Here is a 14,312-nt window from a genome sequence, read left to right as displayed (position 1 = left end):
CCAATCATGGTTTTTTCTCGCTGTCTGAAGGCTGAATGGTGGCGGACGCGGGATCAGTCGCGGTTTTTGCCGCTGCGGCGGCTTGCGCCCGGGCAGCAGCCTCGGCGCTGAGCAGGCGCGGGTCCTTGAGGTAATTGGCGTCGTAAAGCGAACGCATGTTGCCGAAGAGGCTCATGAACGGCGCCTTCACATTGACGATGAAGTGGATCGGCAGCTTGGCGATCTGCTTGGTCACGAAGTTCTTGGAGGCCCCCGCCCCCTGACTGAGCCCATCGAAGCTGATGCGCGTGAGGATATCGCCGTCCAGCGAACCGCCCAAACCGATCTCCATCCGGCTGTAATCGACCGACTTCAACGCCCCGAAGGCGAAGTTGCCCATCGCCGAGAGGTCCTTGTAAGTAAGCGCACCGATGTAGCTGACATTGCCGCCCGGCGCCCGGGAGGCAAGGTAGCCGTTCTCTATCCGCCCGCCGTTCTCGTCGAACACCAGCGGCAATTCACCGTCGAACACGCCGGTTGCATTGATGTTGCCGAGGTCCAGATGCTGCACGAAAGTGGCGGCATTCAGACCCTTCACGGTAATCTTGTACCGGCGTGTTTCCGATGCCCCCATGGTCATCGTCGCCGGTTCCAGCGTCAGCACCCCGTCCATGAACGGCCATCGCGCGCCATTGATGCGAAGGAGATAGTCGGGCTCCAGCTGGAACGAGAGGACGCCGTCGGTCACTTCCACACCGGGATTGATCGAGGCGAGCTTCAGCTTCTGGTCCGGCGCGGTGACGAGCCCGAGAAGGTCGGTGAAGACCACAGCGCCGGACAGGCCCTTCACCGGCCCGAATGGCGCGGCGAACGCAAGCCCGTCGCTGGAGAATTGGCCGTGGCTGGTCACGCCCCTGGCATTCCATTCGATCCGCCCGGTGCCGCTCACTGTGCCTTCGAGGTTGGAGACGATGCCCAGCAGCAGCGGCGAAAGCGTCTCGGCCTGCACTTTCTTGTCGAACAGAATGCCGTCCACGGTGAGATCGGCGTGCCCGGTGGTGGCATTGAGATCGTGGACGATATCGGCACGCACCACGCCGCGGTCACTGGTCGGCTCGCGCAACAACGCCTGTGCGGTGACGACGCCGTTTTCCAGCCGCAACGAAGCATCGCGGGCGATCAGCAGCTTGAAGCGAGGCACCTGCTGGCGGTCGACCAGCGTGAAGCTCTGCCCGTCTATCGCCAGCACGTCGTTTGCATAGCGCCAGCGCCCGGCAGCCTGATGCATGTCGAGCGGGACGGCGGCGAGCATGATGTCGCCCTCATCGAACGTCCCTGCGATGTCCTTGCCGACCTCAGCATCGAGGTGGGAAATGCGGAAGCGCGAAGGTGCATCGGCGGCGCCCAGTTCCACCGCGACAGCCTTGGCGGTGAGCGCACCGGGCCTTCCCGGAGCCTGTGCGTAGCCCACCGGTCCGCTGGCGACGTGGATGCGCGTGCCGCCCAGCCTGCCGGTAACGTCGAGCGAAGGCACGCCAGCGGTGATCGTCAGCCCTCGGGCATCGTTCCGCAGAATCGATCCGCCTTGCGCCGGGCAGACCGGCAGGCTGCGCTTCTCCAGCGTGAGGTTGGCCACCGCCAGCCGGTCGAACGCCACCGTGGTGCAGCGCGGCCAGAGCGCCAGTGCGCCGTCCGCCGCCCAGCGTCCCTCGATCGGCAGGACCAGCCCGTCCGCCCTCCCGCCGGGCAATGGGCCGGAGAGCCTAGCCTCGCCTGTGAAGGTCATCGTCCCGTCGGCGGACTGCGTCAGCGAGAGATGCGGCAAAGCCAGCCGCGAATCGCCCGCCAGATATTCCGGCATCGACACGCTGAGCGCCAGACGGCCATCGGTGCCGCTTTCCATTCGGCCGGAGACTTGCGGCAGGCCCGCGCCTCCGCTCGCGAAGTTGCCTGTGATCACCGGTCGCGACTGGCCGAACACCGCCTGCACACGCGAAAGCGCCAGCAGTGAAGCGCCGCTGGTCCCGCGCCAGTTGCCGCGCGGGACGACAAGACTCCAGCTTGCACCGTCGCGCCGCAGGACGAGGTTGGCATCCAGCCGCGACCCACGCGCCTCGCGCGCCAGCCCCACGCGAATCCGGTTCGCCAGCGAAGCGACCAGCGTGCCCTCTCCGCGCTTCGCGAGATCGGCAAGCGCGCGGTCTCCCATCGCTCCGGGAACGAGCCCGCTGCCGGTCACATCGCCGTCGATATCGACATGGGCGAAGCCGGCATCCGTGCGCACTTGCCCATCGAAGCCCAGCGCATCGGCGCGGGCCTGCGGCGTGGCAACTCCGCGCGCGGCGAGCTTGTAGGTGGCAGTGAGTGCCTGCTTGCGGAATGTGAAACGACCCGAGGCCGTAAGCCCCGCGAGGCGGTTGTCGGCCAACCGCACCGCGCCGCCCTCAAGCCCCAGCCGTCCCTCGACGCCGTCTAGCGGGCGGTCGAACGTCAGTTCAAGCTGCGTATCCGCCCGGTCGGCATGCAAGGTCCGGTCGGGACAGTCGAGCCCCGCTATCCGCAAGGGCCCGGTGAACGCAGGCTTCTCGCCCTGCACGCGCAGCTTGCCATAGAGCGTGGTGCGCCCCGTCCGGCAGCCCTGATAGGTCAGCCCCGGCGAGATCGCCGCAAGCTGCCCCGCGAAACCGCCGCGCAAGGGCCCTGCTCCGTCGATCTGCGCGGCAACGCGGCCGTAATCGCTTTCGATCAGAACCCGGCCGTCCACCAGCGCCACGTCGTAGTCGGGCAGCGGGTGTTCCTTGTCACCACCGCCCGATGCGAGCGCCTTGTCGAGCGTGCCGAGGCTCAGCTTGCCCTTGTGCAAGCTGCCGTAGAGGCGCGGGCGGACCAGAGTGATGCGGCCGATTCCGGGCAGCCCCCAAGAGAAATCCGTCGTCACGCGGACTTCCTCGATCGTCAGGTCCGGCCGCCGGGGATCGCCGATCACAAGATCGCGGATCACTTCCTCGGACGGGGAAATCCGCACTATCCGGTAGCGGGCGGGTAGCTCCAGCTTGGCCAGTTCATGCTCGATCAGGTTGTCCGCAATGTCCTCGCGCATGACCCAGACCGCGCTGACGCCGAGCGCGAACAGCCCAAGCACGCCCGTTACCGCCGCGCCGCGGCGCGTGCGCAGGAACGGCCGGATAAGCTCCGCCGGGGCGTTGGACTGGTCGGGCACCTCAGGCATTCAGATCGTTCACTTGCGCGCGTGCGCCGGGAAAGGCAATTGTCCGTGGAGCTTATGCCCGATCAGGACAGTCTCTTTGATGAACCGCCTTCCGCGAAGGCATTCGGCGCCGGAAACGACGCCGAAACGGGCATGCCCGTAGCCTCAGGCAAGAACGGCCTTGCAGAGGCCTACGCGGGCAAAATCACGGCTCCGGACGCGAAGGCGGCAGGCAACGACCCCAGCGGACATCGCGCCCGGCTGCGCAAGCGCCTGATCGAAGGCGGCGCGGAGGCTCTGGCCGATCACGAAGTCATCGAACTGCTGCTGATGCAGGCCGTGCCCCGGCGGGACATGAAGCCGCTCGCCCGCAGCCTGATCAAGCGCTTCGGCTCGCTGGCGGGCGTGCTCCAGGCCGATCCGCGCACGCTGGCGGGCCACCCCGGCATGGGCGAGGCGACCGCCGCCGCGCTGAAGATCGTCACCGTCGCCGCCACGCGGCTATCCCGCCAGCGCCTGCGCGAGGCGCCGGTGATCGGATCGTGGCAGGTCCTGATAGACTACCTCACCATCGACATGGCCCACCTCACGCGCGAGCGCGTGCGCGTGCTCTATCTCAATGCCAAGAACATGCTGATCCTGGACGAGATGGTCGGTGAAGGCTCTATCGACGAGGCCGCAATTCACCCGCGCGAAGTGATCCGCCGCGCGCTCGATATCGGCGCGACCGGGCTGATCCTTGTCCACAATCACCCCTCCGGCTCGCCGGAGCCGAGCCAGGCCGACATCGAAATGACGCATCGCCTCGCCGCCGCCGGGCGCCTGCTGGGCATCACCGTGCACGACCATGTGGTGATCGGGCGCGAGGGGCATGTCAGCCTGCGCGCAAAAGGCCATATCTGATGTGTGTTGCCGCCGTCGCGTGGAGAGCCCATCCCGACTGGCCACTGGTCGTTGCCGGCAATCGGGACGAGTTCCATGCGCGCGCTTCCGCTCCGCTGGCGCGCTGGGAAGACGGCTCGGGCGTGATCGCCGGGCGCGATCTCGTCGGCGGCGGGACGTGGCTGGGAGTGACCGACAGCGGCCGCTTCACGCTCGTCACTAATTACCGCGTGCCCGAAGGCGCGCAGCCGGGACGTCCCTCGCGCGGGGTGCTCGTCACCGACCTGCTTGAAGGCCGCACGTCGGAACCGGTCGAGACGATGAATCCGTTCAACCTTGTCGAAGTGGCGGGCGGCGCGGCGCGGTTCCTCACCAATTATCCGCACACCGAGACACGGGCCCTCACCCCGGGCATCCACGGGCTGTCAAATGGCGGCTTCGACCTGCCCTGGCCCAAGACCCGCGCGGTGGAACAGGCAGTGGCTCGTTGGCTGGACGCCGGGAGTGAGGATCTCTCCCCGCTGTTCGATGCCCTGCGCGTGGAAAGGCCAGACCGGCGGACGGCCCGCATGGAGGACGGCCCGGAGCCGCGCTTCGCGCCGGTGTTCATTCGTGACTTCGTTTACGGCACGCGGTGCAGCACTGTGCTTGTGCTCTCGCGCTCCGGCCAAGGGCGGATCGTGGAACGCAGTTTCGCGTCGGATGGCAGTGTATCCGGTGAAGTCACCGTGGCGTTTGAATGGCCAGCGGCCGCTTTACCCTGAGCGGGATGGGTTCGCTTCGCTCAACCCGTTCTACTCATTCCGTTCACCACCTCTCCTCTCCTCATTCACCCCGCTCATCCTGAGCTTGTCGAAGGATGGAAACTCGCGCCACGCCTCATGGGGCTTCGACAAGCTCAGCCTGAGCGGGACTGGGGACTGGGGACTGGCAGAATGGCGGGAATGGCCAGAATGGCACGAAAGAGCGACCGTCGAGACACCTTACCACGTCATCCTGAACTTGTTTCAGGATCCATCTCGCCGCCGGCGCGGTGCTTCGATCGGCGATGCGCGATTGCCGGGCTTTTCGCGCGGTCGTCTGGGTGAGCGGCCAAATGGATCCTGAAACAAGTTCAGGATGACGTATCGTGAGGTACTGTCCACTTTGCCACCCCCGCCCTCACCCCATTCAAAAACCCGCAAAGTGACAGGCTTGGCACAAGGTGACACCTAACGCATAAGATGACACTCGCTTGAGGTGACGCCGGCACAAGGTGACACTTTCGGTCCCGCCAGCAGGAATACGTCCCGACCGGCATGCACGGTTTTCGTCCGCCTCACTATCTCGCCGGCCTTGCCGTGCTGTTCGCCACCGGCTGCTCCACCCTGCCCCCGCCGCGCGCGCACGTCACGTGTGACAATACCCATGCGCCGGTGATCGCAACGTCGGGCACGACACCTTCCGGCGGTGCCATCGCCACGACCCGGCTGACCGTGCTCACGTACAATATGGAAGGGCTCGGCTGGCCCGCGCGCAGCGGCCGCGCGCCGTTTCTTGAACAGATCGGCAGCCGGTTAGCAGCGATGCGCGCAGCGGGGACCGCGCCGGATGTCGTGCTGTTCCAGGAGATGTTCAGCGATGCCGCCAAGCGCGCAGTCATCGCCACCGGCTATCCGGCGATCTACTCCGGCCCCCACCGGACCACCAGCGCCAAGGGCGCCACGCGTGAGCGTCTGCCGGGCCATTCCAGCCTCGCGCGCGGAGAGATCGGCATCCATGTCTTCGGCAGCGGCCTTGCCATCGCCTCGCGCTATGCCATCGTCGATTACGGCAAGCGGGCCTACGGACGGCGCTCCTGCGCGGGATTCGACTGTCTTTCGAACAAGGGTATCGCGCTTGCCCGGATCGAGATCCCGGGCGTTCCCTCGCTGATCGACATCTATGACACCCACATGAATTCACGCGGCGCGTCCCGGGCACCGGCGGTCCGCAATCTTTCCGCGCACGACCGGCAGGCGCGGGAAGCATCGCGCTTCATCGACGAGACCCACGATGACGAGAATCCGCTGATCTTCGGCGGAGACTTCAACATGCGCCGCTCCGAACCCCGCTGGGAGAATTTCGCGAAGTATCAGGCGCTGGGCCTTGTTCACCGGATCTGCGCCGCCCCCGTTTCGGGCTGCGACGTCAAGATTTCATGGGACGGCGACGCGCCGTGGATGGATACGCAGGACCTCCAGTTCCTGTGGACCGGAGAGGATGTGCGGATTCGCCCGATCCGGGTGGAGGCCATGTTCGACGGCAGCCCCGGCAGCCCGCAGCTTTCCGATCACGATGGTTTTCTGGTCACGTACGAATTGCGCTGGAACGCCGCGCTCACCCGCACGCCGGGCTGCGGGGCGCTGGCCGGACGGGACCGGCGGCGGAATTTTCCTACTTCCGCCTCGCCTGTCATAAGCACGCGATGACGCCGCTTTTCGTTTCCCCGCCGCCCGGATCCGGCCACTCCAGGACCGGGCGAAAAATTCGCTTCAAGACCGTGTCAACTGTGTCAACCTGACTGTCACCTTGTGCGCTTGGGCGGCAATTCGGAGGGGGCGCTGCGTCTCCGCCCTTGCCTTCGGAGCCCTGCCAGCCTAGCGGCACGCGCGTCAGCCATAGGAGTCTAAAGATGGTCCCCCGCTACGCCCGCCCCGCGATGACCGCGATCTGGGAGCCCGAAGCCCGTTACCGCATCTGGTTCGAGATCGAGGCCCACGCCGCCGTGAAGATGGGCGAAATGGGCACCGTGCCCGCCAGCGCCGGCAAGGCCCTGTGGGATTGGTGGGCCACGAACCCGACCATCGACGTCGCCGCGATCGACGCGATCGAGGCCGTGACCAAGCACGACGTGATCGCCTTCCTTGACTGGGTGGCCCAGCAGGTCGGCCCCGAAGCGCGCTTCATGCACCAGGGCATGACCAGCTCCGACGTGCTCGACACCACGCTGAACGTCCAGCTCGCCAAGGCCGCCGACATCCTGCTGGCAGACCTCGACGCCCTGCTCGCCGCGATCAAGCGCCGCGCCGAAGAGCACAAGTACACCCCCACCATCGGCCGCAGCCACGGCATCCATGCCGAACCGGTGACCTTCGGCCTCAAGATGGCCGAAGCCTATGCCGAATTCGCGCGCTGCAAGACCCGCCTGCTCGCCGCCCGCGAGGAAGTCGCCACTTGCGCGATCTCGGGCGCTGTCGGCACTTTCGCCAATGTCGATCCGGCAGTGGAAGACTATGTCGCGGACAAGCTGGGCCTGGCGGTCGAGCCGGTCTCGACCCAGGTGATCCCGCGCGACCGTCACGCCATGTTCTTCGCGGTGCTGGGCGTGATCGCCAGCTCGATCGAGCGCCTTTCCATCGAAGTCCGCCACCTCCAGCGCACCGAAGTGCTTGAGGCGGAAGAATACTTCTCGCCCGGCCAGAAGGGCTCGTCGGCCATGCCGCACAAGCGCAACCCGGTGCTGACCGAGAACCTCACCGGCCTGTCGCGCGTCGTGCGCTCGGCCGTGGTGCCGGCGATGGAGAACGTGGCCCTCTGGCATGAGCGCGACATCTCGCACTCCTCGGTCGAACGCTTCATCGGCCCCGACGCGACGATCACGCTCGACTTCGCGCTGGCCCGCCTTACCGGCGTCATCGACAAGCTGCTCGTCTATCCCGAGCGCATGCAGAAGAACCTCGACCGCATGGGCGGCCTCGTCCACTCGCAGCGCGTGCTGCTGGCGCTGACGCAGGCCGGTCTCAGCCGTGACCAGTCGTACCGTCTGGTCCAGAGGAACGCGATGAAGGTCTGGGAATCGGACGGTCAGCTCTCGCTGCTCGAACTTCTCAAGGCCGATCCCGAAGTCACGGCGGCGCTGCCCGTCGAAGTGATCGAGGACAAGTTCAACCTCGACTACCACTTCAAGCACGTGGATACGATCTTCGCGCGCGTTTTCGGGAACTAAGCGGTCCACCGACACTTCCCATGGCCGCCAATCGCGCCTAGCATCGGCGCGATTGGCGGGACCTACTTGCAGGAACACCTGCAGGAATTGCCGGAGGAAGCATGAACATCATCCGCACCGTGTTGTGGATCGCCATCACTGCGATCCTCGTCGCCTTCATTGCGATGAACTGGGCCAAGGTTCCGGTGAATTTCTGGCCGCTCGATGATGGCAACTACGTTCACTTCGAATGGCCCATCGGGGTCGTCGCGCTGCTGTTCTTCTGCCTCGGCATGACGCCGGTCTGGCTTTACCTGCGTGCGGTGCGCTGGCGGCTGAACCGCCGCATCGCCACGCTGGAGAACTCGCTGCGCGCCAGCTCGATGCCGTCCATGACCGCCCCCGAACCGGCGTCCACCACGCCCGTTCCCTCCACTCTCGATCCCACCCCGGAAGTCTGATCCCATGAGCAACAATCCCGTCTATCTCGCCCTCGACCTGCCCCGCCTCGACGCTGCCGAGGCGCTGGCCCGCAAGGTCGCCGGGCACATCGGCGGGATCAAGCTGGGGCTGGAGTTCTTCTGCGCCCACGGCCACCACGGCGTGCATGAACTGCACAAGCTGGGCCTGCCGATCTTCCTCGACCTGAAGCTGCACGACATTCCGAACACCGTTGCCGGCGCCATGCAGGCGATCCACGTGCTGCAGCCTTCGATCGTCACCATCCATGCCGCCGGTGGCCGCGCGATGATGGAAGATGCCAAGGCTGCGGCGGGAGAGAACACCAAGGTCGTGGCGGTCACCGTGCTGACCAGCCTCGACGGTGACGACCTTGCCGCCATCGGCGTCAACGACGAGCCTCACGCGCAGGCCATGCGCCTTGCCGAACTGGCCCATTCTGCCGGCCTCGACGGTATCGTCTGCTCCGGCCACGAAGTCGGCGCGATCCACAGCCAGTGGAAGGACGGCTTCTTCGTGGTTCCCGGCCTGCGCCCCGACAACGGGGGCAATGGCGACCAGAAGCGCATCGTCACCCCGCGCCAGGCCCGTGACGACGGCGCCAGCGTACTGGTGATCGGCCGCCCGATCAGCCGCGCGGACGACCCTCTCGCCGCCGCGCGTGCGATCGAGGCGACACTCTGATCGGGGTGTGATCCGCAGCGGAGCCAAGGTTGCAGGACCATGGCTCCGTCTTTCCATTCATCCCCCGGAAATGCACGGTTCAGCGCCGGGCAACCTCGGGGGACGCAGATCGTTGATCCGGTCCTGATGGCCCGATCCCGATGGATGGAGAGTGCGACTATATGAAATCCCCCAAGCTTCTTGCCGCAACGGCCTTCGCCGTGCTTGCGATGGCGTCCGCCCCTGCCGCCATGGCGCAACAGACCGTTCCCGCCATCGAGGCCGGGCACACGCTGCTGACCGTCAATGCCGATGGCTCCTCCACCCGCACGCCCGACATGGCGAGCTATTCCGCCGGGGTGACCACCCAGGGCAAGACCGCGAGCGAGGCCATGGGCGCCAACTCGCAGGCGATGACCCGCGTGATCGCTGCGTTGAAGAAGGCAGGCGTGGCGGACAAGGACATCCAGACCACCAACCTCAGCCTCAACCCGGTCTATGCCCCGATGCAGCGCCAGCCGGACGGCAGCTTCGCGGGCGAACCGCGTGAGATCGTCGGCTATCAGGCCACCAACACCGTTTCCGTGCGTCAGCGCAAGCTGGCCGATACCGGCAAGGTGATCGACGCGCTGGTGTCCGCTGGTGCCAACCAGGTCAACGGCCCGGACTTCACGCTCTCCGAACCCGCCGCCGCGCAGGACGAGGCCCGCACCGACGCGATCAAGACCGCCCGCGCTCGCGCGGACCTCTACGCCCGCGCCGCAGGACTTCGCGTCGTCCGCGTGGTCTCGATCAACGAGGGGGGCGGTAACGCGCCGATGCCGGTGATGTTCGCCCGCAAGGCGTCGATGGACATGGCCCCAGCAGCCCCGCCGGTTGCCGCCGGTGAACTCCAGATGTCGATGAACCTCACCGTCCAGTTCGAACTGGCACCGTAAAATATAAATTCGCGCAAAGGCACGAAGGGACGAAGGAGTTGCCCTGCACCGCAGGTACTCCTTCCCGCGCGAGGGCGCGCCATCGGATACCGCCGAATAACAAAGCGGCTTCGCCGATGACACAACCTCTTTGCGCCTTTGCGTCTTTGCGCGAATCCCAAAAATCCAATGCCCGCCCCAAAAGAGGCGGCAAGCTGGTCAATCCAGCATCATGTCCTGCGACTGGATATTGTAGCCGACCAACGCCATGTGCCCCGCGTCGCGCTTGCGATAGACGAACTGCTCGACGCCTGTTCCATGCTCAAACGCGGTCTGCATCGTCAGGGTGACGAACGTGCCGTCGGTGGTGGCATTGGCGTTCCAACCCACCTGCTTGCTGGTGCGCACCTTGCCGAGCTTGCGATGCACCGCGTCAATCAGCTTCGCGAACTGCGCCTGCTGACTGGCGCTGCGGAACTGCGGATCCGCGTTATTCCAGATTTCCTGAGAACGTCCGGCATCAAGCGCGCGGTGGAACTTCGCCACTTCCAGCCCGGCGTCCGCGAACGACTCCTTCATCCCGCAACCCGCCAGCATTGCGACGGCCGCAAATGGCACTAGATAGCGCGTCAGTCGGTTCATCATCGGTCCCCTAAGCATCGGGGCCGCAATCTAGGCCAGAAAAACGACATGCCAACAGCGGCGATCAAGATCTGCGGGATAAGCACGCCCGACGCCCTCGAAGCCGCGATTCGCGGCCGCGCCGACCATGCCGGCTTCGTGTTCTTTCCGAAAAGCCCGCGCAACGTCACGCCGGCCGAGGCTGCCCTGCTGGCGGCGCGCGCCGAAGGGCGGATCGGCCGCGTCGGCCTGTTCGTCGATGCCGATGATGCAACGATCGCAGAGGCCGTGGCGAGCGCCCGCCTCGACGCGTTCCAGCTTCATGGCAGCGAGAGCCCCGCAAGAGCCGCCGAACTGCGCGCACGCTACGGTGTCGCGGTGTGGAAGGCCCTCTCCGTCGCGACGGCCGAGGATGCCGACAGAGCCGCCGCCTATGCCGGTGCCGTCGATCTCGTGCTGTTCGATGCCAAGACGCCCAAGGGCACGCTGCCCGGCGGCATGGGGCTGAGCTTTGACTGGAGCCTTGTCGCCCAATGGAAGGGCCCGGTGGCCTGGGGCCTTGCCGGCGGCCTTACGCCCGACAATGTGGCGGAAGCCGTACGGCTGACCGGCGCGCCGCTCGTGGACACGTCCTCGGGCGTGGAGAGTGCTCCCGGCGTCAAGGACACCGACCGGATCGACGCCTTCGTGCGCGCCGTCCGCAGCCTCTGAGCAGGCCCACAAACGAGAAAGGGCGGCCCCCTCATGGGCCGCCCTTTCCTGGCTTACGCTCACAGTGGAGCGATTCCAGTCAGTTGCCCCCGGCCCGACGCCTCGGTGGCAGATTCGGGCCGGAAGCAGCTAGATCAGAACTTCACGCCAACGCCGACCAGACCGAGGTCCGCGTCGGGGGTGTTGTCGCCAACCAGCAGGTGCTTGTATTCAGCCTTGGCGTAGAAGCGGCTGTCGAGAGCCTGCTCAACACCGCCGCCAACAGCAACGGCGCTGTTGCCGTACTTGCTGAACTTCGACTGCCAGGTCGAGTTGGCATAGAGCTTGGTGGTCGGGGTGACCTTCATGCCAGCGCGGCCGCCAACGCCCCACGAAACGCGGGTGCCGCCGGTCAGGACCTTGTCGGCCGAACCTTCGACGCCAGCGAAGAACTTGTTGCCCAGGTCGTAGTCGTAACCAGCGGCAACGCCTGCAACTGCGTCGCTGTCGCTACCGTCCCAGATGATGCCGGTGCGAGCTTCGACGCGCGCTTCATTGGCCAGGGCGGGAGTGGCGGCGGCCACGGCAGCAACCGCGGCGAGCGAAACGAGTGCAATACGCATGTTTTTTCTCCAAATTTTCCCCCGGCCCTCACCGGGGAAGGACCCGCTGCGCCCCCCATCCTTTCGCCCGGATGAACAAAATAATTCATAATTGCCCGGAAACGTCATGAAACTGCCACTTACAGACATTATATTGCTAATAGCGTTTGCATAGTTGCATGATTTGCAATTGAAAACGGGCCGACCGTCCCCATGCAAGGTCTGAAGCGCGCAGAACGGCGCGGAACATCCCCGAACCGACAAAGCGCGCTGGACTTGGCCGCGCGGCTCTGCCAATCGGCCGGATCATGACCGCACAGACGCCCGTGAACAGTTTCAGCAACATGCCCGACGAGACCGGCCACTTCGGCCAGTTCGGCGGCCGCTACGTCGCCGAAACGCTGATGCCGCTGATCCTCGATCTGGAGAAGGAATACCGCAAGGCGCAGCAGGACCCGGCGTTCTGGGCGGAATTCGACGCGCTGATGAAGGATTTCGTGGGCCGCCCGAGCCCGCTCTACTTCGCGCCCCGCATCACCGAGCATTTCCGGGGCCTTGCGCCTGCCGGAAAGGGCCCGAAGATCTACTTCAAGCGCGAAGAGCTGAACCACACCGGCGCGCACAAGATCAACAATTGCATCGGGCAGATCCTGCTCGCGATCCGCATGGGCAAGACGAAGATCATCGCCGAGACCGGCGCCGGCCAGCACGGTGTCGCCACCGCCACTGTCGCCGCGCGCTTCGGCCTGCCCTGCAAGATCTTCATGGGCGCCAAGGATATCGAGCGCCAGAAGCCCAACGTGTTCCGCATGAAGCTGCTGGGCGCGGAAGTGATCTCCTGCGAGAGCGGTTCGCAGTCCCTCAAGGACTCGATGAACGACGCGCTGCGCTACTGGGTCGCGAACGTCCACGACACATTCTACATCATCGGCACGGCCGCTGGCCCGCACCCCTATCCTGAGCTGGTGCGCGATTTCCAGTCGATCATCGGCAAGGAAACCCGCGAGCAGATGCTGGAGAAGGAAGGCCGCCTGCCCGACATGCTGGTGGCAGCCGTGGGCGGCGGATCGAACGCGATCGGCCTGTTCCATCCCTTCCTCGACGATCCCGATGTCGCGATGACCGGCATCGAGGCAGCGGGCCACGGAATCGATACCGACAAGCACGCCGCCTCGCTGACCGGCGGCAAGCCCGGCATCCTCCATGGCAACAAGACCTACCTGCTGCAGGACGAGGACGGCCAGATCACCGAGGCGCACTCGATTTCGGCCGGTCTCGACTACCCCGGCCTCGGGCCCGAGCATTCGTGGCTGCATGAGAGCGGGCGCGTGAACTACGTGCCGATCACGGATACGCAGGCACTCGAAGCGTTCCAGCTCTGCTGCGAACTGGAGGGCATCATCCCGGCGCTCGAAAGCTCGCACGCTCTGGCCGCGCTGCCGCAGCTGACGGCGCAGATGGACGAGGACAAGCTGCTCGTCGTCAACGTCTCGGGTCGCGGCGACAAGGACATCTTCACCGTCGCCGAAGCGCTGGGTGTGGAGCTTTAAGCATGACCCGCTTCGAAACCGCATTCGCCAAAGGCCCGGCACTCGTCTGCTTCATCACCGGGGGGGACGGTGACACCGCCGCCAATCTCGACGCGCTCGTCGAAGGTGGCGCCGATGTGATCGAACTCGGCATGCCCTTCACCGATCCCATGGCCGACGGCCCGGCGATCCAGGAAGCGAACATCCGCAGCCTCGATGCCGGCACCCGGACCGCCGATATCTTCCGCATGGCCAGCGAATTCCGCACCCGTCATCCGCAGGTGCCACTGGTGCTGATGGGCTACGCCAACCCGATGATCGCGCGCGGCGCCGACTGGTTCGCGGACGAATGCGCGAAGGCCGGCGTCGACGGCGTGATCTGCGTCGACATTCCGCCCGAGGAAGACGCCGAACTCGGCCCTGCCCTGCGCGAAAAGAGCGTTTCGCTGATCCGCCTCGCCACGCCCACCACCGACGCCGCGCGGCTTCCCGCCGTGCTCGAAGGCTCCTCGGGCTTCCTCTACTACGTCTCGGTTGCGGGTGTGACCGGCATGCAGCAGGCCGCGCAAGGCTCGATCGAGGATGCCGTGGCCAGGCTCAAGGCCGCCAGTTCGATCCCCGTCGCGGTCGGCTTCGGCGTCCGCACGCCCGAGCAGGCCAGCGCGATCGCCAAAGTGGCGGACGGCGTGGTGGTAGGCTCGGCGCTGGTCGATCTGGTCAAGCAGCACGGCGCCGAAGCACCGGCGCATTTGCGCGCGCTGACCTCGGCGCTGGCTGAGGCAGTCCACGCCGCGCGCTGATCCCACTTAATTTCGT

General features: G+C 65.9%; 13 protein-coding genes. 10 read left to right on the top strand and 3 right to left on the bottom strand.

The window, feature by feature from the left end; all coding sequences use genetic code 11:
- Positions 1-4: 4 nt before the first annotated feature.
- Positions 5-3,208 carry a YdbH domain-containing protein gene (locus EDF56_RS01125; RefSeq protein WP_132384908.1) on the bottom strand — a complete coding sequence of 1,068 codons (3,204 nt, stop codon included), beginning with the start codon at positions 3,206-3,208 and terminating at the stop codon, positions 5-7.
- 39 nt (positions 3,209-3,247) lie between these two features.
- Between EDF56_RS01125 and radC the strand changes: the two genes are divergently transcribed.
- From radC to EDF56_RS01090, 7 genes are all read left to right on the top strand, one after another.
- Positions 3,248-4,090, top strand: a complete 843-nt coding sequence (gene radC / locus EDF56_RS01120) for a DNA repair protein RadC (protein ID WP_243652315.1) — start codon at positions 3,248-3,250, stop codon at positions 4,088-4,090.
- Positions 4,090-4,833 (top strand): NRDE family protein, encoded by a 744-nt coding sequence (locus tag EDF56_RS01115; RefSeq protein ID WP_132384907.1) that lies wholly within the window; start codon positions 4,090-4,092, stop codon positions 4,831-4,833. Before radC ends, EDF56_RS01115 begins: the two co-directional genes overlap by 1 nt.
- Positions 4,834-5,367: 534 nt before the next feature.
- Positions 5,368-6,519 (top strand): endonuclease/exonuclease/phosphatase family protein, encoded by a 1,152-nt coding sequence (locus tag EDF56_RS01110; RefSeq protein WP_165912050.1) that lies wholly within the window; start codon positions 5,368-5,370, stop codon positions 6,517-6,519.
- Positions 6,520-6,722: 203 nt separating this feature from the next.
- Entirely contained in the window at positions 6,723-8,036 is a 1,314-nt protein-coding gene (purB, locus tag EDF56_RS01105; protein ID WP_132384906.1) for an adenylosuccinate lyase, read from the top strand.
- A 101-nt stretch (positions 8,037-8,137) separates the two neighbouring features.
- The gene (locus tag EDF56_RS01100) at positions 8,138-8,476 is read left to right on the top strand and encodes a LapA family protein (protein ID WP_132384905.1); all 339 of its coding nucleotides are present in this window, start codon (positions 8,138-8,140) and stop codon (positions 8,474-8,476) included.
- Between the two features lie 4 nt (positions 8,477-8,480).
- Positions 8,481-9,158 carry an orotidine-5'-phosphate decarboxylase gene (gene pyrF / locus EDF56_RS01095; RefSeq protein ID WP_132384904.1) on the top strand — a complete coding sequence of 226 codons (678 nt, stop codon included), beginning with the start codon at positions 8,481-8,483 and terminating at the stop codon, positions 9,156-9,158.
- A gap of 161 nt (positions 9,159-9,319) precedes the next feature.
- The gene (locus tag EDF56_RS01090) at positions 9,320-10,075 is read left to right on the top strand and encodes an SIMPL domain-containing protein (RefSeq protein ID WP_132384903.1); all 756 of its coding nucleotides are present in this window, start codon (positions 9,320-9,322) and stop codon (positions 10,073-10,075) included.
- A 198-nt stretch (positions 10,076-10,273) separates the two neighbouring features.
- Here the strand turns inward: EDF56_RS01090 and EDF56_RS01085 are convergent, their stop codons facing one another.
- On the bottom strand, positions 10,274-10,696 hold the full coding sequence (locus EDF56_RS01085; RefSeq protein ID WP_132384902.1) for a DUF4019 domain-containing protein: 423 nt from the start codon (positions 10,694-10,696) through the stop codon (positions 10,274-10,276).
- Positions 10,697-10,744: 48 nt separating this feature from the next.
- On the opposite strand from EDF56_RS01085, the gene EDF56_RS01080 reads away from it, so the two are divergent.
- Positions 10,745-11,386 (top strand): phosphoribosylanthranilate isomerase, encoded by a 642-nt coding sequence (locus tag EDF56_RS01080; RefSeq protein WP_132384901.1) that lies wholly within the window; start codon positions 10,745-10,747, stop codon positions 11,384-11,386.
- Between the two features lie 134 nt (positions 11,387-11,520).
- Here EDF56_RS01080 and EDF56_RS01075 read toward each other — a convergent pair whose 3' ends face one another.
- Entirely contained in the window at positions 11,521-11,988 is a 468-nt protein-coding gene (locus EDF56_RS01075) for a hypothetical protein (RefSeq protein WP_132384900.1), read from the bottom strand.
- Between the two features lie 287 nt (positions 11,989-12,275).
- Between EDF56_RS01075 and trpB the strand changes: the two genes are divergently transcribed.
- Positions 12,276-13,517, top strand: coding sequence for a tryptophan synthase subunit beta (trpB, locus tag EDF56_RS01070; protein ID WP_132384899.1), 1,242 nt, complete (start codon positions 12,276-12,278; stop codon positions 13,515-13,517).
- Between the two features lie 2 nt (positions 13,518-13,519).
- Positions 13,520-14,296: a tryptophan synthase subunit alpha gene (gene trpA, locus EDF56_RS01065; protein ID WP_132384898.1), complete on the top strand. Its 777-nt coding sequence runs from the start codon at positions 13,520-13,522 to the stop codon at positions 14,294-14,296.
- Positions 14,297-14,312 lie beyond the last annotated feature (16 nt).

Source organism: Novosphingobium sp. PhB165 (assembly GCF_004341845.1).
Taxonomy (GTDB): Bacteria; Pseudomonadota; Alphaproteobacteria; order Sphingomonadales; family Sphingomonadaceae; genus Novosphingobium.
This window is presented reverse-complemented; position numbering and strand designations above follow the sequence as displayed.

Coding starts and splice junctions, on each gene's coding strand:
- EDF56_RS01125 (WP_132384908.1), bottom strand. CDS start 3,208: ATGCCTGAGGTGCCCGACCAGTCCAACGCCCCGGCGGAGCTTATCCGG.
- EDF56_RS01115 (WP_132384907.1), top strand. CDS start 4,090: ATGTGTGTTGCCGCCGTCGCGTGGAGAGCCCATCCCGACTGGCCACTG.
- EDF56_RS01110 (WP_165912050.1), top strand. CDS start 5,368: ATGCACGGTTTTCGTCCGCCTCACTATCTCGCCGGCCTTGCCGTGCTG.
- purB (WP_132384906.1), top strand. CDS start 6,723: ATGGTCCCCCGCTACGCCCGCCCCGCGATGACCGCGATCTGGGAGCCC.
- EDF56_RS01100 (WP_132384905.1), top strand. CDS start 8,138: ATGAACATCATCCGCACCGTGTTGTGGATCGCCATCACTGCGATCCTC.
- pyrF (WP_132384904.1), top strand. CDS start 8,481: ATGAGCAACAATCCCGTCTATCTCGCCCTCGACCTGCCCCGCCTCGAC.
- EDF56_RS01090 (WP_132384903.1), top strand. CDS start 9,320: ATGAAATCCCCCAAGCTTCTTGCCGCAACGGCCTTCGCCGTGCTTGCG.
- EDF56_RS01085 (WP_132384902.1), bottom strand. CDS start 10,696: ATGAACCGACTGACGCGCTATCTAGTGCCATTTGCGGCCGTCGCAATG.
- EDF56_RS01080 (WP_132384901.1), top strand. CDS start 10,745: ATGCCAACAGCGGCGATCAAGATCTGCGGGATAAGCACGCCCGACGCC.
- EDF56_RS01075 (WP_132384900.1), bottom strand. CDS start 11,988: ATGCGTATTGCACTCGTTTCGCTCGCCGCGGTTGCTGCCGTGGCCGCC.
- trpB (WP_132384899.1), top strand. CDS start 12,276: ATGACCGCACAGACGCCCGTGAACAGTTTCAGCAACATGCCCGACGAG.
- trpA (WP_132384898.1), top strand. CDS start 13,520: ATGACCCGCTTCGAAACCGCATTCGCCAAAGGCCCGGCACTCGTCTGC.